Here is an 18763-nt window from a genome sequence, read left to right as displayed (position 1 = left end):
CCGCCCAAGTGCTGCGCTTCACACTGGACTACCTACGCCACGGCGTGTGCGTGCGCACCAAGAAGGTCAGCATGCGCTGCTTCTTTCCCGAGGAACTCTCGGCGCTCTGCCGGCTGGCCGGTCTCGACGTCGCGCAGCGCTACGGAGACTACGATCAATCCCCGTTCACGAGCACCTCGCCGAAGCAGATCCTGTTCTGCCGCTCCCGAACCGCCAACGGTCAGATCGGCGATCCGCCGTCGGTACCGGTCATGCATCCGAGCTGAGCCAACACCGCATTCCGGGCAACATGCCTGGTCGGAGGCGGCACGAGCGGTGATCCTCGCTGTTGTCCCCGTCCCGGGCTTCCTCGACCACCAGTGGGAGCCGGCGCCGTGTCGAGATCGGAGACCCGGTCATCGTGGACGACGAGAAGCCGTTTGGAGGGCCGGACAGCGGCGTAGCGGTAGCGCGGCGGCCTCGATGCGCAAGGCGGTGTCGTCGCGGTGGTTGCAGACGGGCTCCTGGTCGCTGCCGGCGCTGTCGAGGAAGTATTAGCTGCCAAGGTGACGGCGGCGGGTCTCCGCGTGGCGTGCTTATGCCGGCAGGGTGATTTTCGCGGGCAGACCGAATCGGTGCAGCAACTCGTTGTCGAGGAACCGGGTGACGGCCAGGATCCGGTCGTCGCCCATGGTGAGCACGATCAGGCCGGCCGGGCGGGCGATCGGGTGGGAGGCGTCGGGGAGATAGCAGCCGAACGCCGGCTGAGCGTTGGCGCGGGTGGGGACGAGCCGGAACCGGCGGCCCGCACGCCAGACCGCGCTGGTGCGCAGGAACGAGCTGATGGCCGCCGTGCCTTGGTATTCGTGCGGTGCCGGCGGCATCGCAAGCCACGCGTCGTCGGTGAGCAGAGCGACGACCCCGTCGATGTCGTCGGCGGCGAATGCCTGGGCGAAGCGCCGGGTGAGGTCGCGTTCCTGAGCGGAGCCGGATCGCACCGTGGTCGGGGGACCACGGTGTTTGTCGAGGGCGGCGCGTGCGCGCTGAAGGACGCCTTTGACGGCGGTTCCGGTGGTGTCCAGCATGGCAGCGACCTCTGCCGTGGAGAAGCCGAGCACGTCGCGCAACACCAGCGTCGCCGTCTGGCGGGGCGGCAGCTGTTGGAGCGCGGCGACGAACGCGAGTTCCACCGCCTCCTTGCTCTGATAGCGCGCTTCTGGCCGGGGGCCGGCGTCGGGAATGCGTTGGAGCAACGTGTCCGGGTACGGCTGGAGCCAGGTGGCCTCGCCGCGACGGGTGGGTTCGGTCGGCTCGAACGGCGGGACCGGCGCGAGAGGGGGGCGCCGACCCGCGTCGCGAACAGCGTTGAGGCATCGATTGGTGGCGATGCGATACAGCCAGGCCCGCAGTGATGCCCGGCCCTCGAAGCCCTCCAGGCCGCGCCAGGCCGCCAGCAGCGTCTCCTGCAGCATGTCCTCGGCATCGGTCAGTGAGCCGAGTATCCGGTAGCAGTGCAGGTGCAGCTCGGCGCGATACGGGTCGACGAGCTTGCCGAACGCCTCCGGATCGCCGGCTTGGGCGCAGGCCAGGATGTCCTCGGTCACCATCGCATCCTTGCACCGTTCCGTTGGGGACAGCGGCGGTGTCTCAACACACATGAGGACTTCGGAACAGGTATTCGAACAATTGCTCGAACTCCACCCGGGCGACGAGCAGGGTCGCATGCTGCACAGCCCGGGCCTGAAGGCAGCCGGACGGTTCTATGCGTTCACCACCCGCCACGATCTCGTGGTCAAGCTTCCCGCAGCACGCGTCACCGAACTCATCGCCGCCGGTGCGGGGCGCGCCTGCGACCCGCGCGGCGGACACCCCGCGCGGCAGTGGGTCCGCCTCACCCCGGCCGACGAACACGCCTGCGTCGCGTATCTCCAGGAGGCGCGCGACTTCGTGACCCGAGAGGAACGACGATGACCGACCACACCAGCCCCGCACTGCAGACCGCGCTGGCCTACCACGAAGCGTGGACCGGCAAGGACTTCGAACGTGCCATGACGTACATCGCCGACGACATCATCTGCGACGCCCCGGCCGGGCGTATCGAGGGCGCCGCGGCGTACCGCGCCTTCATGGGCCCGTTCGTGCAGATGCTCATCGGCGCGGAAATGATCGCGGCCTTCGGGGACGACAAGACCGCGCTGGTCATGTACGTCACCGAGACGGTCCCGGTGAAACACGCGCCAGGCGCCGAGTGCGTCACCGTCACGGGCGGCAAGATCACCTACAGCCGGTTCCTCTTCGACCGGACACCCTTTGAGGCCGCACGCCAGGCGGTACGGCACGTGGCGACCTGAGTCTTGCGATGTCGACATGAAGGCTGACGCAAGCCGCCCCGACGAGGGGCTGCACCCCGCGCCGGCCGCCGGGACGCGCCGGCCAGGGCCCCCGCGGGGATGGACCCGTTCAACGCAGCGCGTCGTGCGGAGCGCCTGGGCTCCCGGCCGTACGCCGTCGCCGTGCCTGCCGCGTCAAGGTCGCACCTGCGGCTGTTCCACACCGGCCGGAGGGCCGGCACGTCGTCTGGAGCAGGAGTCCGGCGTCGACGTCGACACGGTGGAGCAGTCCCGCCGGACCGTCGAAGGAGCCGCCTGGCTGGCCGTCAGGTTCCGGGACAGCATGTGGGAGCGCGCTCTCGCGCGCGGCCCTGGTGACGGCCTGGGGCCGCCGGACACCGGGCAGCTCGGCGCCCTGTACGCGCTGGGCCGGACCGGCAGGAGGAGTTGTGTGAGTACGAGGTGGTCTGCAGGTGTGGGCACTCTCGCGAGCTGCCGAGCTGTCTCAGGCGGCTTGTACTCTGCACTCATTGGACGATCGGATGGTCGGACGTTCACGGGTATGGGATGGGCGTTCAGGGGTGGGAGCGTGGGGATTTCGATGAGTGGCGCAGATCCGATACGAAGCCGCAGGCCGGGCCTTTCGGTCGGTGTGCGCATCATCGCTGTGGTCGTCCTGGCCGTGATCGGGGCCGTCGGCGCCTGGCTCCAGCACGACGCTCCCGGCCGCAGTGCGCAGCCGCGTACGGAGTTCACCGCGAACAACCCGCCCGCTGGTCTGCCCACCGCGCTCACCACCGGCCAGCACCTGAACTGGGCCCGCTGCACCTCGCCGCCCACCGCGCGCACGGGCTACGACTGCGCCGTCGTGAAGGTCCCCCTCGACTACCGGAAACCGGACGGCAGGACGATCGACGTCGCCCTGATCCGCCGTAAGGCCACCGGCCCGAACGACCGCCGCATCGGGTCGCTCGTCCTGAACTTCGGCGGCCCCGGCGTGTCCGGCGTGAGCGCACTGCCCGGATTCCTCCACCAGTACCAGCCGCTCCTGGACCGCTATGACCTGGTCTCCTTCGATCCGCGCGGCGTTGGCGCGACCATCCCCGTGCGCTGCGGGAAGACTGCGGATGACACCGGCTACGAGGGGGCCGACGCCTGCGCCGAGCACTCGGGTGCGCTCCTGCCGTACATCGGCACCTCGCAGACCGCGCGCGACCTCGACCTGATGCGCTACCTCCTGGGCGACGAGCGGCTGCACTACTTCGGCGTCTCGTACGGAACGGAGCTCGGCGCGGTCTACGCCCACCTGTACCCCTCGCACGTCGGACGGCTCGTCCTCGAAGCGTCCGTCGATCCGACCCAGGACCACCACGAGGAGCAGGTGGCGCAGGTCAAGGCGGTCCAGGCGGCGTTCGACCGGTTCGCTGCGCACTGCGCGGCCCGTATCCGCCACTGCCCGACCGGCGACGGGCCTCAGGAGGCCGCGCGACGCATGGCGCGCCTGGCCGAGCGCCTGAAGAACAAGCCCGCCCCGGCCGGCGACGGAATCAAGCTCGACGCCAACGACCTCGCGCACGCCGTCAGCGACTATCTCGACCTCGGCACCGACGGCTGGCCGCCGCTCGCCGAGGCCCTCACCGCGCTGATCGACCACAACGACGGCCGTCCGCTGAGCCAGGGCGCGGACGACAGCGGCTCCGCCGACCACGCGGCGACCCCATCCGACAACAGCCGCGCCGCCCAGACCGCGATCACCTGCGCGGACTCCAGCCTGCGCCCCGACTTCGAACGCCTCGACCAGAACGCGGCCCGCATCAAAGCCGCCTCGCCCGTCTTCGGCGCGGCCTGGTCCACCGCCGTCTACCTCTGTTACGGCTGGCCGTTCGACGGCGAGCGCGCCACGCCACAGGTGAAGGCCGACGGCGCGGCCCCCGTCCTGGTGGTCGGCGGGACCGGCGACCCGATCACCCCCTACTCCGGCGCCCTCCACATGGCCCGAGCCCTGGGCGACGGTGTCGGCGTGCTCCTGACGGCCCAGGAGGAGGGCCACGGCACCTACCCGCAGAACCGCTGCGTCACGGAGGCGGTCGACCAATACCTCCGCACGGGCCGCACTCCGGCTCCGGGGACGGTGTGCCGGGGCAGCATGTCCTGAGGCCCGTACGGATCCGCCGGGCGGCCGTCAGCCTGCCGGGGAAGCCGCCACCGCCTGGATCGCCGCCCCTGCGGTCACCGCCCGGCGGCCGCGTCGCGGTCCGCGGGGTCGGTGTGCCGGGGTGGGTGTGTCCTCGATGAGTGTGCGAGTCCTGGCCTGCGGGTCCCGCGCCGACGTCGGACGCTTCGTCGGTCCCTCAAGAGACGATGCCCGGGCGGGGCAGTAAGGGAAGTTCACAGGTCCGGTCAAGGGAGTACGGGCGTGACCACCGGTTGGCACTCGGCGCCGCAGCCGGAATCGGTCCACGCCGCGAAGCCGATCACCAGGAAGATCACGGCGAGCACCAACAAGTACAGAACCTGCCAGGGGAGTTCCAGCGCATCGGGACCCCAGAACAGCAGCCGTCTGCCGACAATCAGCATGAGGACGGCGACGGGCAGGAGCAGACCTGCCAGAATACTCAGCAGCACCGAGACCACAGACAACCTCCCCCGGAAGCGCGGTGATGGACCGGAAGTCGGGCACCGGCACACCACCAGACTACGACCCGAGCGCCGCTGATAGAAGGAGTCACAGGCACGTCCTCGTGGCACGAGTGAGACCCAAGGGCGGCGCGCGGATCCCTCAGAGACCGCCGGGACCCTCGGGCGCCTGGACGATCCACGACTCTGCTCCCCGCACGCGTGGGGGTGGACCCAGGGCGGCTACCCCGCCGCCTCGTACTCGGCGCTGCTCTCCGCAGGTGTCCCGTTTCCAACGATCAGGCCTGTGCGCAGGGTTGTGACCTGTGGTGACTGGATCGATGGGGATGGAGGGATGCGGGTGTCTCAGTTGGCCTGGTCCTGTGGGTGTGGATGTTGGTCGCCGTCTGAGTTGACGTGGTCCTTCGGAGATGGGTCTGGGTGGTACCGGTTCTGGGCTTCGACTCGTCTGAGACGCCGAGCGAATCGGACCAGACCACCTGAGAGGGGGCCGGATCGTCTGGGACGGGACAGCACGTGTCGTGTCCCGGAAAACCGGGGGCAGGGCGAGGTGATGACCTGTGGTGCCTACGGCTGAGTGGGGCAGCTCGGCGGTCGGTGTCCCGCTCAACCGTAGGCAGCGTGCTGGTTCACCCGCGGAGCCAAGCCGGCCGGCGTCGTGGAGTCGGTCGCCGTGTGCCGGCCGGCATGGATCGGCGGACCGGTGTGGCCTTCCTGGCGTGGTGGGCGAGTCGGTATTCGTCCGCTTCGCGGATGAGTTCGTGAGAGCGGATCTGGTACGACTCGATGTGCATGCCGCTCGCTTCTACTGCTGGAGCTCCGCGACGTCGGCGACCACGCAGCTGACGTTGTCGGGGCTGCCGGAGCTGTTGGCGAGGGCGACGAGTTCGCGGACCGCGTGCTCGGGTTCGCTGATATCGCAGAGCACTCGGCGGATTTCTTCGGTCGGCACGACGGTCGACAGGCCGTCGGAGCAGATCAGGTAGCGGTCTTCTTGCTGTGCGTCGTGCAGACGCATGTCGGGGGTGCCATCGGCTTCTTGGCCCAGGGCCCGAACCAACAGTGACCGCTGGGGGTGGGAGAGGGCCTCCTGCGGGCTGATGCGTCCTTCGTCGATCATCGCCTGCACCATGGTGTGATCTTGAGTGATCTGGAACAGCTCGCCGTCGCGCAGGAGGTAGACGCGGGAGTCGCCGATGTGGACGAGGGCCAGTTGTGAGCCGGTCCAGAGCATCGCGGTGAGTGTGGTGCCGGCCTCTTCGGAGGAGGGGGCGGTATCGGAGACGTCGTGCACGGCCTGCTTGGCCTGGTCGATCGCGTCTTCGAGGACGTTGAGGAGATTGCCCGCCGCGATGCTGTGGGTTTCGAGGCTCTTGAGCGCGTCGACAGCGGCAGCGCTTGCGGGGGCACCTGCGCTGCCGTAGCCGTCGGCGACGGCGAGCAGGCGGGACCCTGCGTAGACGGTGTCCTGGTTGCTCTCGCGGACAAGGCCGGTGTCGGATAGGGCGGCGTAGCGGATGCCCAGGGGCTCGGCGATCGGGGACATGGCAGGGTCCTTCCAGGAGAGGTGGTCGATGAGGAAGGTGGCCACGTCCCGCCGTGCGGCGATGTCGGCTTCGACCTGGGACCAGAACGCACGGATCTCTTGGGCTGCCGGACCTGCATCCAGGGTGCAGACCTGCTGGATGCGGGCGAGAGGCATCCCGAGCCGTCGGAGCCAGGCAACCAGCCGGGCCTGATCCAGTTGCTCCGGTGCGTAGAGGCGATAGCCGGTCACCGGGTCGACGCGAGCGGGAGCAAGCAGGCCGAGCTCGTCGTAAAGACGCAGCGCCTTCGGCGACAGCCGGGACGCCTTCGCGAACGCCCCGATGGTCAGCAACCCCATGCTCGTTCCTCCTCATGCCAGGCACGTCGCCTGGCCCCACTGATGCTGTGGGCTCCCCCAAGGTGAAGGTCAACCAAGGGCTCCGTTCGGCCCATCTGAATGGTCTCCTACTCGGTCGGAGGGCGCGTGCCCAGCCGAGGACGCTGGAAGCTGTCTCTGTTCATTCGGAAGAACAAGTAGACCTCAGCTTGTCCCTGTCGGGGATCCTGGAGTCTTCCGGTGCGGCAGCATGATCAGCGGGCATGCTCGGATGGTTCCGATGACCGATGTAGCTGTTGGGGTGCCTGTTGTCCCTGCGCCCGTGTTCCGGTGAGCACGTACCGTCTCTGACTGCGCGGATCGCGTGTGCGAACAACCCGGCTGGCACGACGGCGAAATGGGTGCGCGACCGGCTGGTTGGGCTGTGATGCGACGAGGACATCGCCGACTGGTACCCGCGTGGCGGGCGTCCGGGTCTCTCGCCGGCTCAACTGGCCACCGTCTGTGTGCTGCAGTTTCTGGTCGGCCTGTCGGACCGGCAGGCCGCCGAGACGGTCCGCTGCCGCATCGACTTCACGTACGCGATAGCCGCACTGATCGTGCGCGGGAGGGAGGCCAAGGAATCTCGGATCAACACCTGCGACGGCTGTCGCACCACCGGTGAGAGCCCTGTCGCAGGCGGGCTTCGCGGGGCGATACCGGGTTCAGCCCGCAAGGAGGTTGTCGGTGGCCGGGGCAACTGGGCCGGTCGGCCAGCGGGGGCCGGTGTGCGCGTCGTGGGCCCATACGTACTGACCGTCCGGCTTGACGGTCATTCCGTAGTCGTACAGCGTGGGCCGGCCCTCAGCGATCCATTGGTCCCATGCCTGTTCGACGTCGTCGGCCAGTTGGCGTGGGCCGCCTTGGGTCGCGATGGTCCGGCCGTCGCCGACGGCTGCGATGGAGGCCCAGGAGGTCCGGTCGTGCACCCAGGCGTTCAGCCCGTCCTCGTCGACGGCCGTATTGATCTGCAGGTCGGGCAGGGCGACGCGCAGCGCGAAGCGGAGGTTCCAGTCGTCGCGCAAGGGTTCTAGGGCGCGTAGGAACGGCCGGTCGCCGGTCGGGGGTGTCTCCTCGCGCACCTGTCGGTAGCGGCGGGCGGGGGCGGTGCCGCGGGCGGGCATGAACATCGCCAGGCCCTGGAACCATCCAGAGGCCGAGCGACCGTCGTCGGCGACGGTCAGCGCGACGTGTCCCAGGTGACCCCAGGGGGTGACGATCCGCCCGCCCGGCACGGTCTGCTCCACCCAATCCCACGGGACCCGGCCAACCGCGTAGGTCGCGATCACCCGGTCATAGCGGGCGTTGGCCGGCCAGCCGGCGTTGCCGTCCCCGACCTCCACGGCCACCGTAGCGCCGGCTACGTCCAGCCGCTGACGGGCCAGCAGGGCCAGTGCCGGATCGGTCTCCACCGTCGTGACCAGGCTGCTGGTACGGCAGGCCAGCAGGCCCGCATTCCACCCGGTGCCGGTACCGAGCTCCAGGACGCGGTGCCCTTCCTCCAGCAAGAGGGCGTCGAGCATGTCGACCACCAGGCTCTGCGCGGACAGGCTGGAGGTGGCGATACCGCCGGTGACCTGGGTGACGGCCGGCTCGTCGGGGCCCGCGTAGACGGCAGTAGCCCATCGGTCCGGCTCGGTGGCCTGGTCGATGGGCTGGTAGATGTGACCGTCCCAAGTCCACAAACGGTCTGGAGCGAACCGGTCCCGCGGCAGAGCCCCGACCGCCTCGCGGATCCACGGGGAACGCTCGGGCCACTGGCCGTGCTGCTCCATGGTGTCGGCCAGGCGGAGTTGATGCTCGCCGTAGTGAGGCAAACGTGCCTACTTCCTGTGCTTTCCCGGATTACTCGGGGGCGCGGGCGGCGGCGGACTATCCGCGTTGCCAGGAGGTGGGGTGCCCTTCCCAAGATCCTCAGGCGGCTTCTCGTGCTCACCCATTGTTCACACTCCATCAGCGGCTAGTAGTTGTACCTGCATGGTGGCGCACAGTCGAGTTGGCCGATAGGCCGCCTCGCCAAGCGCTCAGGATGCGGGAGGCGGCCGAGCACACCGGCAGTCCGCCCGCAGGCCGTCGTGCAGCACGTGGACGCCGCCGAGGAGTTGGCTGCGGCCAGTACCCGGCGGCGTACACGCGGTGGAGGTCGTCGAGCAGGGTCAGGTGGCGCTGGCCCGGACGGGGGTCAGCCGTCTGCCGGAGTATGAGGTGGCCAGCCTGCTGCGGGAGAGCTTGTGAGCACCGTCCACCCGGTTGCCGGTGAGCGTTGCGGTAGGCCGGGCGGGGTCCGTGGTGCGTGGCCACGGCCGTGCCGCCCGCCGCGGTCACAGCACGCGGTCGACTTCGGCCGGCCTGCCACCCCTCCACAAACGCCCCTGCATCCGGCCGTGGTGGCCGTAGGGCCCTCTGGCCGGCGTCGGGGCGTCAGCCGCGTACACCACTGCTGTGTGCCTTGACCTCACCCAGGGCGGTTTCGCAGGGGTTGTGCCACACGTGCCACCGGTCGGCGACCTGCACTGCGTCGGGCAGGGCGCGGCGGATGGCCTCGGCATAGTCGCGGAGCCGTCCCGGCACACGACCTCGACGCCAGGATTTTCGCGCAGCCACGCTTCCGGCGTGTCGGCCGTGTGGTCGGGCAGCACGCAATCCGCTCTTGCGTTTCCGCGACGATCCCGCACGGCCCGCCAACTCCTTGACCACGGCCTTGATCTGCCTGGTCAGGTGGGTTGTGCGCCGCTGGTACCGCTCCAGCACCCGGGGCAGCTGCTCGCGAAAGGTGTGGCGGCAAACCGCGGGTGGGACACACCAGACGCCGAACCCGGACCACGCCCCGCCGGCCGTCGATCGGCAGGTCGGCCACATCCTTGATGACCAGCGGGCATCGAGGGTGTCTTGGTCATCGCCCGGTCCCGGTTGGCGGCGCTGGTGTGCCGGGCGAGCCCGGCGATGACCATACCTGCTTCGGGTACGTCTCCGCCCGGTGCATCGCCCCCGGAGGGGTGGGCGGATGGCCGGATATTGATGTGGACATGACTGTACTCCGGGTCTAGGGTGCGACTTGGTCTAGACCTTCTGGTGGCCTGGATCCCTCGCAGCAATCCGCAAGAGCTCCCCCCCCCACGTTGTCAGGAGTGCATCATGCGTAAGAAGACCTGTGCGGTCGCGGTCGGCCTCGGTGTCGTATGTTCGTTCACCCTCGCCACCGGCAGCGCGAGCAGTCACGGCTACATCAACACCCCGCCCAGCCGCCAGGCGCTGTGCGCCGCAGGCACCGTCACCAACTGCGGTGACATCCAGTACGAGCCGCAGAGCGTTGAAGGCCCCAAGGGCTTCCCGGCGTCCGGGCCGGCAGACGGCAGGATCTGCAGCGGGGGGAACTCCCGTTTCTCCCAGCTCGACGCCCCGCGCGGTGGCGCCTGGCCGGCCACCCACCTGACCGGCGGACAGAGCTACAGCTTCACCTGGAAGCTCACAGCTCGGCACTCCACCACGAACTTCGCCTATTACCTCACCAAGAACGGGTACGACCCCACCCGCCCGCTCACCCGGTCGGCGTTGAACACCACTCCGTTCCTGAAGATCTCCTACAACGGGAGCCAACCGCCGGCCACGGTCGTCCACCAGGGCACGATCCCTACCGGCCTGAGCGGGAAGCAACTCATCGTCGGTGTGTGGACCATCGCGGACACTTCGAACGCCTTCTACGCCTGTGCGGACGTGCAATTCTGATCCAGCGTCCGAGCGACGGCCGGGGCCTACCGGAGCCCCGCGTCCGTCGCTGGGCGGTCCTGCGTGGCTGTCACCTGCCAGGTGTCCATCGCTCCCACCTCTGCCATTCCGGGGCGGAATCGTTGACTGTGCGTGGCTCCGCGCGCCGAGTGGGTTGACCGGGGAGCGTTGAGGGCCGGCTAGGGGGTACCGCCCCCGGCCCTGTCGAGCGCTGGTCGGGGTCGGGGGCTGCGTCGAGTGTCGGGCCACCGGCGATGGGCCGGGTACAGCGGCGTCAGGCGGCTCCGCCGAAGAAGCGCAGCTCGGGGTAGCGGGGCGAGGGGCCGTCGAGGATCGGGGTGCGGCGGCCGCGCAGGTGGAGGTCGAAGTAGGCGACGAGCAGCTTCCGCTGGAGAGCAAGGGCCCGGGCGGCGTCCAGCGGGCCGATGAACTCGGCCAGTTGCGCATCGGTGGCTCCCAGCCGCGCTGCGACCTGGGGCATGAACGCCTCGTAGTCGGTGTACGAGAAGTGCAGAGTACCGGTCACCCGGATGCCCCGGCGCCACCCGTGCAGCCGGGGCCAGATCGCGGACCAGCTCGAATCGGTGTCCCTGTCCGCACCCATCAACAACAACGGCCGACGCAGCCCCTCGGCCACCACCGGACCGAACAAGGTGCCGTCGAGATCCGCACCCGCCGCGAGCGGTACCCCCGCCGCCAGGGCCGAGGCGGCAGTGGCACCCCCCAGGGAGTGCCCGAACATCGCGGTCCGCGACAGGTCGAGGAGGTCGCCGACGCCGTGCGGGAGCGGGTGGCGGCGGTCCCGCACGCGGCGCGCCAGCTCCGCCAGTACGAACCGGGTGTCGGCCACCCGGACCTCGACCGCCTTGAGGATCGTCGGGTCATCGTCTCCGGTCGGCGTAGGCATCGCGTACGACTCGACGCGGCCACCGGGGAACTCGACTTGCCCGGCGTCATAGGTGTGGTCGATGGTGACCACGACGTATCCGTGGCTTGCGAGTTCTTCGACCAGCGCCGTGCTGGAACCACGGTGCTGGCCGTGCCCGTGCGAGTACACGATCACCGGGCGCCGCCCCTGCCGCAGGTCCGCAGGCGCCCCGCTGCGGGCATGGGTGTCCGGCAACGTGGCGTACTCGGGCCGCAGATAGCCCGTCTGCTGAAAGACCTGGGCGGACGCCGCGGTCATCCACGGCGCCCGGGGCAGGCCGGCCGCGGCGCGCGCGGGGTACCAGAGTTGGACCATCACCTCGCGGACCGGCCGAGTGGGGACCCACGGATCGCGGCGCTGGTGGTCGATCAGATGCAGCGCTGTGGTTCCCAGCGCCTGCCCGCCGCTCGGGCGCGGAAGCACGAGCCGTACGGGCGGCGGCACCGCGCCCGGCGCCCGGCCCGGGGCCACGCCTGCGGCGGCGGGGGGTGCGGTGGCTGCGGTCCCCGCGAGGCCGACAGCGAGGGCGGCGCCCGTGGTCATCATCCGCCGCCGGCTGATCCCCTCGGCCCTGGCGGCGCCCTGGGGGGCGCGGGCGCTGATCGGTTCGGACGAGGCCGGACAACGGGACATGGAAGGCTCCTTGGCGGGATGCAGGCGCGCAGTGCGGGGCACAGAGGTGCCCTCCCGCCATGTTACGAACCTCAGCACCGCTGAACTGCCGTGATTCCTCACGGGTTTCGCTGACATGTGTCACTTGGCCGGCGACGCGCACCGATGACCGCGGGCGGGTACCGCGGCGCCCGACCGCCACTCGTGCCGCCGTCCGCGCTCACACCACTGCGGTGCGCGCGGATGCAGGCCGAACTGGACGGGACCAGCCCGGATCATGCGGGGGAGAGCAGCGCTGTGGTCGTTGCCCGGGACCGGCACCCCGGCCGGACGATTCACCGCATCTGCGCGCTGGCCCTGTGCGTGGGCCGGTGGGTGATCAGACTCTCGGAATGCGGCTGTGACCGCGCTTCCGCGACGTCTCCGGCTCTGGGAGCTCTGGGAACTCGGGGTTCAGCATCGGTGATTCGCCCCGGTCTCCATCCGGCCTCCGCAGCAGCGCCGCCGCCAGGGCGGGCGCGGTGGCCGGACCTGGGCCGTCGTGCGGGTGAGCCGGGGCGCCGTCGGGCGATCGGGGGTGAGCCCGTTCCTGGGGAGCGCGCTCCAGGACGGTGGTGCCACTCTCCGCCTCCAACGTGGGGGTGTAACCGGCTGCACGCAACGCGGTGAGGGTGTCCTGGGGCGGCGCCGTACTGATCAAAACGGTCGGGGCGATGACACGCAGGCCCAGTTTGGCCAGGCCGCGCGCGGCCGCGACTTCGATGATCAGTTGGGGATCGTCGCAGCGGATGCAGCAGGCCGAGCGGACCACCCGCAGCCGGCCGTGGGCCCGGGCGATGTCCTTGATCGTGTAGGTGAGGGGCTGCGGCAGCGCGGTCCCGTCCTCGCTGACTTCCGTCAGGCGGGCAAGCAGGGTATCGGCGCTCAGGCCGGTGTCGAAGGCGCGGCGCAGCGAGGCGGCCGTGAGGCGCCAGACCGTGGCGTGGCCGTCGGATTCGCGCTCCGCGCAGGTGGAGAGCAGGTCGGTGAGGTCGGCGGTGGCGGCGCCGGTGACCGTGGCGGTCAGGTCGGCCTGGAAACGGGCCGTGGTGCGCGGCGCGGGCAGCACCGTGTCAAGGGTCTGGCACAGGGCCTGGACGGCCTCGGCCAGCGGAGGGCGGTCGGTGAGGTCCATGCCCGCGCCGGGGATCGCGGGAAAGTGGCGGGCGGCGCCCTCGTGCAGCAGGCGGTGCAGGGCGCGGCCGACGGCCGTGAGCGCGCCGTGGGCGGTCACCCCGAGCCGGTCGGCCTCGGCCAGGGTGGCTTGGGCCCGCCCCAGCAGGTCGGCGGTGCCCAGGAAGGGGGTGAGGGACGGGCGGAACCACACCGCGCAGGCGAGCACTTCATCCCAGGCGTCGGCACTGTCGACCAGCCCGCGGTCGGCGGGGAGGGCGGCCAATGCGTCCAACAGGCCGTGGCGCAGCACCGCCGCCCGCGGGTCGGTGGGCGCGAGGAACGCGACCGGGCTCTGGTCGGTGTCCGCCGGCCAGTAGGTGAAGACCTCGGGAACGACGCCCCAGGTGGCCACCAGGGGCAGCAGACGGCGGGCCGGCGACAGGCCGCTCCAGGTGTTGTAGCGGGGGGTGGGCAGCAGCCGCACCGGGGCGTCGGGTGCGAGCCGGCGGCTGCGGCTGCGACGCGCTCCGGACGGGGCGGCAGGCTGCTCCTGATGCGGGCCGAGAAGATCGGCGGTGGCGGCCAGATCGATCCACCAGCGGGCCTGGTCCTCGCTGAGCCCGGCGTCCTTGGCCACGCGCCGCGTTTCGCGGACGGCAAGGCCGCCCGCCTTGCGGACCGCCAAGGGCTGGGCGGCCACCGCCCGCAGGATCAGATCCGCGGATCCGGCGGCGGAGGCGGCGGCCGCCTGCGCCTGCCCCTGGGCGCCGCGCGGCAGCGGCGCGGTGCAGGTGACGCCCGGCGGCGTCAGCACGATGCCCGCGGCGGTGTTCTCACGCAAGGCGTGTGCGACCTCGTACGGCAGCTCGGCGAGGTCGGTGTCCACCGGCAGCAGCAGGCCGTGGTGGGCCAGCCAGTCACTGCCCGGATCACCCGAACCGCCCAGGCGCTCGGTGAACTTGTCGTACGGTCCGGCATACGTGCCGGAGCGGGAGACGAAGTAGCGGGTGCGCAGCAGCGGCGGCCCGGGCACCAGCCGGGCGAGCAGACGGCGGGCCGGTGGTGGGGCCTGGGCGGCCAGCGCCTGCACGCGGGCGGGATCACGGAGGAAGGCGATGATCAGGCGTTGGGACTGATCACGGGTGGGGGCACGGCCTACCCCCAGGCGGTCGGCCAGCGCGTGCACCTCGGGAGCGTTGAAGGCCGCGGACAGCAGCTCCTCGGCGGGACGGCCGTAGCCCTGGAACTCGGCGGAGCCGCGGTGCAGCAACGCGGGCACGACGACCGTGCGGGGGTGCGGGGGCAACACCAACGCCCAGGCCGCCAGCCGCTCCAGCGCCTCCTCGACCGCTGCAACCCCCGCGGCGTCGGGCGCGAGCTGCCGCAGCACCTCGGCCCGCGGCACCGCCCGATCCGCCGGATCGAACGCGGGGGCGTGCGCGGGCTGATAGGAGCGCGACGGCGGGGGACCGGCCGGGGCGGGTCCGTGCGTGGCATCGGCGAGTTGCGCGACCGCTGCCAGCAGTCGCAGGTCCCCGGTGGTCACCGACGCCAGCGCGCGACCGACGGACGCGTCGGTCAGCAGGTGGTCGGCGAGCCGCCCCCAGGTGTCGACCGGCCCGCTGTACCTGGCGGCCTCCGGCAACGACCGGGAATCCAGCAGAGCGGTCAACTGGTCCCGGGTACGCCCGGCGAGCCACTTCTTCAGGTGGGATGCGCTGTTCACCTCGACCATCGTAGGGGAGCCGGGGGTGGAGGACACCCGGCCCCGGAACATCGCGACGACCCCGGCGCACCCTCTGATCGGGGGCGCGCCGCATGCCGTGCACCGGGCGGCCCGAGGACGCGGGGCGGACCGCGATGCCGTACCGGTCAGCCGGCCGCCCCCGGTGTGAGCATGTCCTTGCACTTCGACCTGTTGTGGATCTTGGAAGTGAGCGAACGCGCCGGCCACAGTCCGCGTCGCTGCGCGGCGTCGCGCTGAACGGCCGTCGGTGTGACGGCGTTGCGAGCCCACCAGGACCGAAGGTCTCACCCCCCTGTGTGCCCCCGCAGCAGGTGGTCCACGTAGCTGCGGGGGTCCGGTCCGTGGGCGTGGTCCTGCGCGCCGTGGCGGATGTGGTGCAGGGCGCCGTCGGGCGTGATGCGCAGCATGGTGGTGGCGGCGTGGGGGATGTGGTTGTCGCGCAGATGGTCGGCGTCGGTGACGGGGATGTCGGGGCCGAACATCGCCGCGGCCCGCGCGGCGGTGGGGGCCGGCGGCTGCCCGGTGCGGTTGGCGCTGCTGACGTACAGGCGGGGGAAGCGGGCCAGGAGCACGGCCAAGGGCGGCCAGCAGGCGCCGAACAGCAGCAGATGGCCGTCGCGCAGGGCGGGGGCGGCCCAGGGCGGGGGCGGGCTCTCGGGGCGCACGGGCACCAGCAGGGTGACCCGTTCGATCCGCAGCAGGTCCCACGCGGTGGCCACGGCGGCCGGGGTCAGGTCGAGGGCGGGGAGAAGATCCGTCCAGGTGGTGGCCGCGTGGACCCACACGGCGACTTCCTGGCCGGCCGGCCGCGCCTTGGCCTCGTTGACGGCTCGCGCAGTGGTGGCGGCAACGACGTACGTCAACGGACTGGGGCTGGGCAGGATCACCGCCCGCCCGCCGAGCAGGGCGTCGGCGGCGGGACCGGTGGCGAGGGGGGTGGCGGCGGGCATGGGGGATCCGTTCACGAGACAGGGGCCGCAGCGGGTGCCGGGGCGGTGGTGAGGCCGTCGAGGTAGGCGGCGAAGTCCGCGTCGGCGACGACCGCCTGCCCCAGGCGGTAGGCGCGGTCCTTGACCCAGGCCAAGGCGGTCCGGGTCCGGTCCGGGTCCAGGTCGTGGCCGAGCCGTGCGGCGACTGCCCGCACCACGCGTCCGCTGGCGAGGTGGGTCAGGACCACCGTTGGCGTCAACCCCAGGTGGTACTGCGGGTCGTACGGCTGGAAGGTCTGCGGGTGGGTGAAGGGCGTGCCGGTGGAGATCGTGGCGACGCCGGTGCCCACGATCGGGGTGGTGACGGTCAGAGGCACGCCGGTCTCGGCGGACACCATCCGCGCGATCCCCGGCAGCCGGGTCAGGTCCGGCGCCGTCCACCACGGTTCACAGTCCGGCCCCAGCACCTGAGCCGCCTTGGCCGGATCGTGGGCGAGCAGGAAGAGCAGCTGCTCGGTGGCGACCATGCCACTGCGCTCGGCCATGCCCAGCCACGAGCCGGCAGCCACCCGCACCCCGGACTCCAGGGCGGCCAGGGTATTGGCCAGCCCCAGGCCGAGGTCGTTGTGCAGGTGCGACACCAGCACGGCCTCCGGCCCCGCCCCGGCCGCGACCTGCGCGAACAGCGTGCGGGTCGGGCCCGGCAGCAGATCGCCGACCGTGTCGGCCAGGACGATCGTCCCCGCACCCTGGGCGGTCATCGCACCCGCATACTCGGCGACCAGCGCCAGGTCCGCCCGCGGTGCGTCCACCAGGCACACGTCGACCGCGATTCCGTCCGCCCGGTCCACCGCCTCCTTGACCACCTCCAGGCCGCCGGCCAGCGCCGAGCGGGCATCGCTGTGCACCAGGGCACGGGCGGTCGCCTCCGACGCCGCCACGATGACCATCACCCGCGCATGCGCCGCGCCCCGGACCGCGCTCAGCGCCAACCGCACGTCCGACACGGTGCCCCGGCAGATCGCCGCTGGACTCACCGCCCCCTGCGCCTCCAACGCGACCTGCCGAGTCGCCTCGAACTCCTGGGCACACACCGACGGGAAGCCGGCCGCGAACACCACATGCCGCGGCCCGTCGGCCCCGAACACCGCCCCCTGCTCCCGCGCCAGCCGCACCCGGAAGGCCGCGCTCATCAGCGTCTTGGCCTGCGCACCGTCCCGCGCCGACTCCTCAAAGAACACCACGCGCCCGGCCTGCGCCGACTCTCGCACCACGTCCACCATGGCCACTGCTCCACCCCCGTCCCCGCACGCCGGTCCTCCACCGCACCGACGCGATCACCGTGGTTCGGATCGTAGATCGTCCGCGTGACAGGGGAGCAAAAAAGACCAATCGGGCCGTCAGGTTCAAGTCCGTGTGCTACTCGCACTCCGTGCGAGCGGCGCCCGGTGCGTGATCACGGGCAGCGGCTGGACGGCACCGGCGCTGAGCAGACGCAGGAAGTGCGGAGCGGGCGGAGGTGGTAGCGGCGGATTGCTGCTGTGCGGGTCGGGGCCGGGCTGCCGGGCCCGACCGCACGTGCGGTCGACAGGTAGGTTGAGACGGGATGTCGAGGAGCCGAGAGTGAGTGTGCTGGATGCCGATGCCAGTGATGCCGGACGGTGTGTTCAGCCGCGCGTTCGAGGACGCGGGCGCGTACTACGCTGCTGCGGCGCTTGAGCAGCAGGCGACCTACCGGCGGTATCAGCCGGTCGGTGGGGCGTGGTCGCTGAGCTATGACACGAGCATGCTGCGGATCGGCGAGGTGAGCGTGCACCAGTCGCCGCTGGGGTCGTTGGGATATGACGGCAGCTGGCTGTGGGCGTGGGGCAATGAGCGGACGCATCCGCCGGGGGTGCCGCGGCTGAGCCTGGCTGTGTGGTTGCGGGAATTCGGAGAGCGCAACGGGATCTACGAGTTCGCCGAACCGCGACTCGAACTGGCCGCGTTCGCGGACCCGGTGGGGGCGGCGGAGCGGTTGGCGACGGTTGCCCTCGGCGCGTTGCGCACGCGCGGTTTCGCCAGTTGCCCGTTGGACAACGGTGCGCGGGCGTTCGTGATCGTGGACGACGCGGCTGTGCCCGAGGCCGGGTTCGACCGGCGGGTGGTGAGCGGGATGTTCGATGTGGCTGTGGGGGAGTTTCCGTATGACCCGCGGCAGACCGCGACCGGGTATCTCGCGCGGCATGGTTTCACGGTCCGCCAGGCGGTGGCGGACGGGTCCTTGCATGCGGAGCGGCACGACGGGACCACCGTGGCCGTGCGGTTCACCGAGGAGGGCCACTTCGCGGCGGTATCGGTCGGCGGGCCGCCGCCGGTGGGCTGACAGGGCACCTGCCCCATGTCCCGAGCCGCCGGGGACGCGGTCGATCGAGTCGCGGCATCGCGGCCTGTGGTCGACACCGGGCATCGACGGGCCCGATCGCTATCAATTGATCAGCACGACCCGGCTCGGACACGAGGTGCCCTCGTCCGCGCGTCCCTGGTTGCGGGACGCCGCTCGTGCCCGAGCCGGGGGCGGCTATCCGGTGAAGTGCTCCAGGAGCCAGGTGAGCAGGGAGCGCGCGGTGCCGGCGACGAGACCGCTCGTCGCGGCGCGTACCAGGGTGAGACGCTCTCGTCGGGTCAGACGGGTGCGGGACATGGCCCCTCCAAGGGGTGCGAGCGAACAGAGTGGCCGGCCGGCTCGCTTCCCACGCTGGGACCACGGGGGAGATCGACTCCGAGTTGCGACGAGAACGCCGTGCGGGGGCGCTTTGTGGCTGTTGAGGCCGGGTC

General features: G+C 71.2%; 15 protein-coding genes and 1 pseudogene. 5 read left to right on the top strand and 11 right to left on the bottom strand.

Features of this window, described 5'->3' with window-relative positions; genetic code table 11:
- Positions 1-32 precede the first annotated feature (32 nt).
- Together O3X23_RS44285 and O3X23_RS25585 are read right to left on the bottom strand one after the other, a co-directional pair.
- Positions 33-257, bottom strand: coding sequence for a hypothetical protein (locus O3X23_RS44285; protein WP_443047976.1), 225 nt, complete (start codon positions 255-257; stop codon positions 33-35).
- 318 nt (positions 258-575) lie between these two features.
- Positions 576-1586, bottom strand: a complete 1011-nt coding sequence (locus O3X23_RS25585; RefSeq protein WP_269273898.1) for an RNA polymerase subunit sigma-70 — start codon at positions 1584-1586, stop codon at positions 576-578.
- Between the two features lie 49 nt (positions 1587-1635).
- On the opposite strand from O3X23_RS25585, the gene O3X23_RS25580 reads away from it, so the two are divergent.
- The 3 genes from O3X23_RS25580 to O3X23_RS25570 all read left to right on the top strand — a co-directional run bounded on the left by O3X23_RS25580 (position 1636) and on the right by O3X23_RS25570 (position 4464).
- On the top strand, positions 1636-1950 hold the full coding sequence (locus O3X23_RS25580) for a hypothetical protein (RefSeq protein ID WP_269273897.1): 315 nt from the start codon (positions 1636-1638) through the stop codon (positions 1948-1950).
- The gene (locus O3X23_RS25575; protein WP_269273896.1) at positions 1947-2330 is read left to right on the top strand and encodes a nuclear transport factor 2 family protein; all 384 of its coding nucleotides are present in this window, start codon (positions 1947-1949) and stop codon (positions 2328-2330) included. Before O3X23_RS25580 ends, O3X23_RS25575 begins: the two co-directional genes overlap by 4 nt.
- A 631-nt stretch (positions 2331-2961) precedes the next feature.
- The gene (locus O3X23_RS25570; RefSeq protein WP_269273895.1) at positions 2962-4464 is read left to right on the top strand and encodes an alpha/beta hydrolase; all 1503 of its coding nucleotides are present in this window, start codon (positions 2962-2964) and stop codon (positions 4462-4464) included.
- Positions 4465-4709: 245 nt separating this feature from the next.
- Here the strand turns inward: O3X23_RS25570 and O3X23_RS25565 are convergent, their stop codons facing one another.
- The 4 genes and pseudogenes from O3X23_RS25565 to O3X23_RS25550 form a co-directional block, all read right to left on the bottom strand.
- Entirely contained in the window at positions 4710-4943 is a 234-nt protein-coding gene (locus O3X23_RS25565; protein ID WP_269273894.1) for a hypothetical protein, read from the bottom strand.
- 808 nt (positions 4944-5751) lie between these two features.
- A complete protein-coding gene (locus O3X23_RS25560) occupies positions 5752-6831 on the bottom strand; it encodes a MerR family transcriptional regulator (RefSeq protein WP_269273893.1) in 1080 nt (359 codons plus the stop codon).
- 683 nt (positions 6832-7514) lie between these two features.
- The gene (locus O3X23_RS25555) at positions 7515-8666 is read right to left on the bottom strand and encodes a methyltransferase domain-containing protein (RefSeq protein ID WP_331283948.1); all 1152 of its coding nucleotides are present in this window, start codon (positions 8664-8666) and stop codon (positions 7515-7517) included.
- A gap of 619 nt (positions 8667-9285) precedes the next feature.
- Positions 9286-9712 (bottom strand): annotated as a pseudogene (locus O3X23_RS25550) (transposase); the annotation flags it as partial.
- 272 nt (positions 9713-9984) lie between these two features.
- On the opposite strand from O3X23_RS25550, the gene O3X23_RS25545 reads away from it, so the two are divergent.
- Positions 9985-10575, top strand: a complete 591-nt coding sequence (locus tag O3X23_RS25545) for a lytic polysaccharide monooxygenase auxiliary activity family 9 protein (protein WP_269273892.1) — start codon at positions 9985-9987, stop codon at positions 10573-10575.
- A 274-nt stretch (positions 10576-10849) separates the two neighbouring features.
- Here O3X23_RS25545 and O3X23_RS25540 read toward each other — a convergent pair whose 3' ends face one another.
- The 4 genes from O3X23_RS25540 to O3X23_RS25525 form a co-directional block, all read right to left on the bottom strand.
- Positions 10850-12136, bottom strand: a complete 1287-nt coding sequence (locus O3X23_RS25540) for an alpha/beta hydrolase family protein (protein WP_269273891.1) — start codon at positions 12134-12136, stop codon at positions 10850-10852.
- Between the two features lie 358 nt (positions 12137-12494).
- Complete coding sequence (locus O3X23_RS25535) at positions 12495-14996, bottom strand: helicase-associated domain-containing protein (RefSeq protein ID WP_269273890.1); 2502 nt, start codon at positions 14994-14996, stop codon at positions 12495-12497.
- 305 nt (positions 14997-15301) lie between these two features.
- A complete protein-coding gene (locus O3X23_RS25530; RefSeq protein ID WP_269273889.1) occupies positions 15302-15967 on the bottom strand; it encodes a hypothetical protein in 666 nt (221 codons plus the stop codon).
- An 11-nt stretch (positions 15968-15978) separates the two neighbouring features.
- A complete protein-coding gene (locus O3X23_RS25525) occupies positions 15979-17229 on the bottom strand; it encodes a 2-isopropylmalate synthase (RefSeq protein ID WP_269273888.1) in 1251 nt (416 codons plus the stop codon).
- A 353-nt stretch (positions 17230-17582) separates the two neighbouring features.
- On the opposite strand from O3X23_RS25525, the gene O3X23_RS25520 reads away from it, so the two are divergent.
- Positions 17583-18311 (top strand): DUF6882 domain-containing protein, encoded by a 729-nt coding sequence (locus tag O3X23_RS25520; RefSeq protein ID WP_269273887.1) that lies wholly within the window; start codon positions 17583-17585, stop codon positions 18309-18311.
- A gap of 195 nt (positions 18312-18506) precedes the next feature.
- On the opposite strand, the gene O3X23_RS25515 is transcribed toward O3X23_RS25520, so the two are convergent.
- Positions 18507-18629, bottom strand: a complete 123-nt coding sequence (locus tag O3X23_RS25515) for a hypothetical protein (RefSeq protein WP_269273886.1) — start codon at positions 18627-18629, stop codon at positions 18507-18509.
- Positions 18630-18763: the final 134 nt, after the last annotated feature.

It is taken from the genome of Streptomyces sp. H39-S7 (assembly GCF_027158205.1).
Taxonomy (GTDB): Bacteria; Actinomycetota; Actinomycetes; order Streptomycetales; family Streptomycetaceae; genus Actinacidiphila.
The sequence above is the reverse complement of the archived record's forward strand: the minus strand, read 5'-3'. Positions and strand labels throughout refer to the sequence as shown.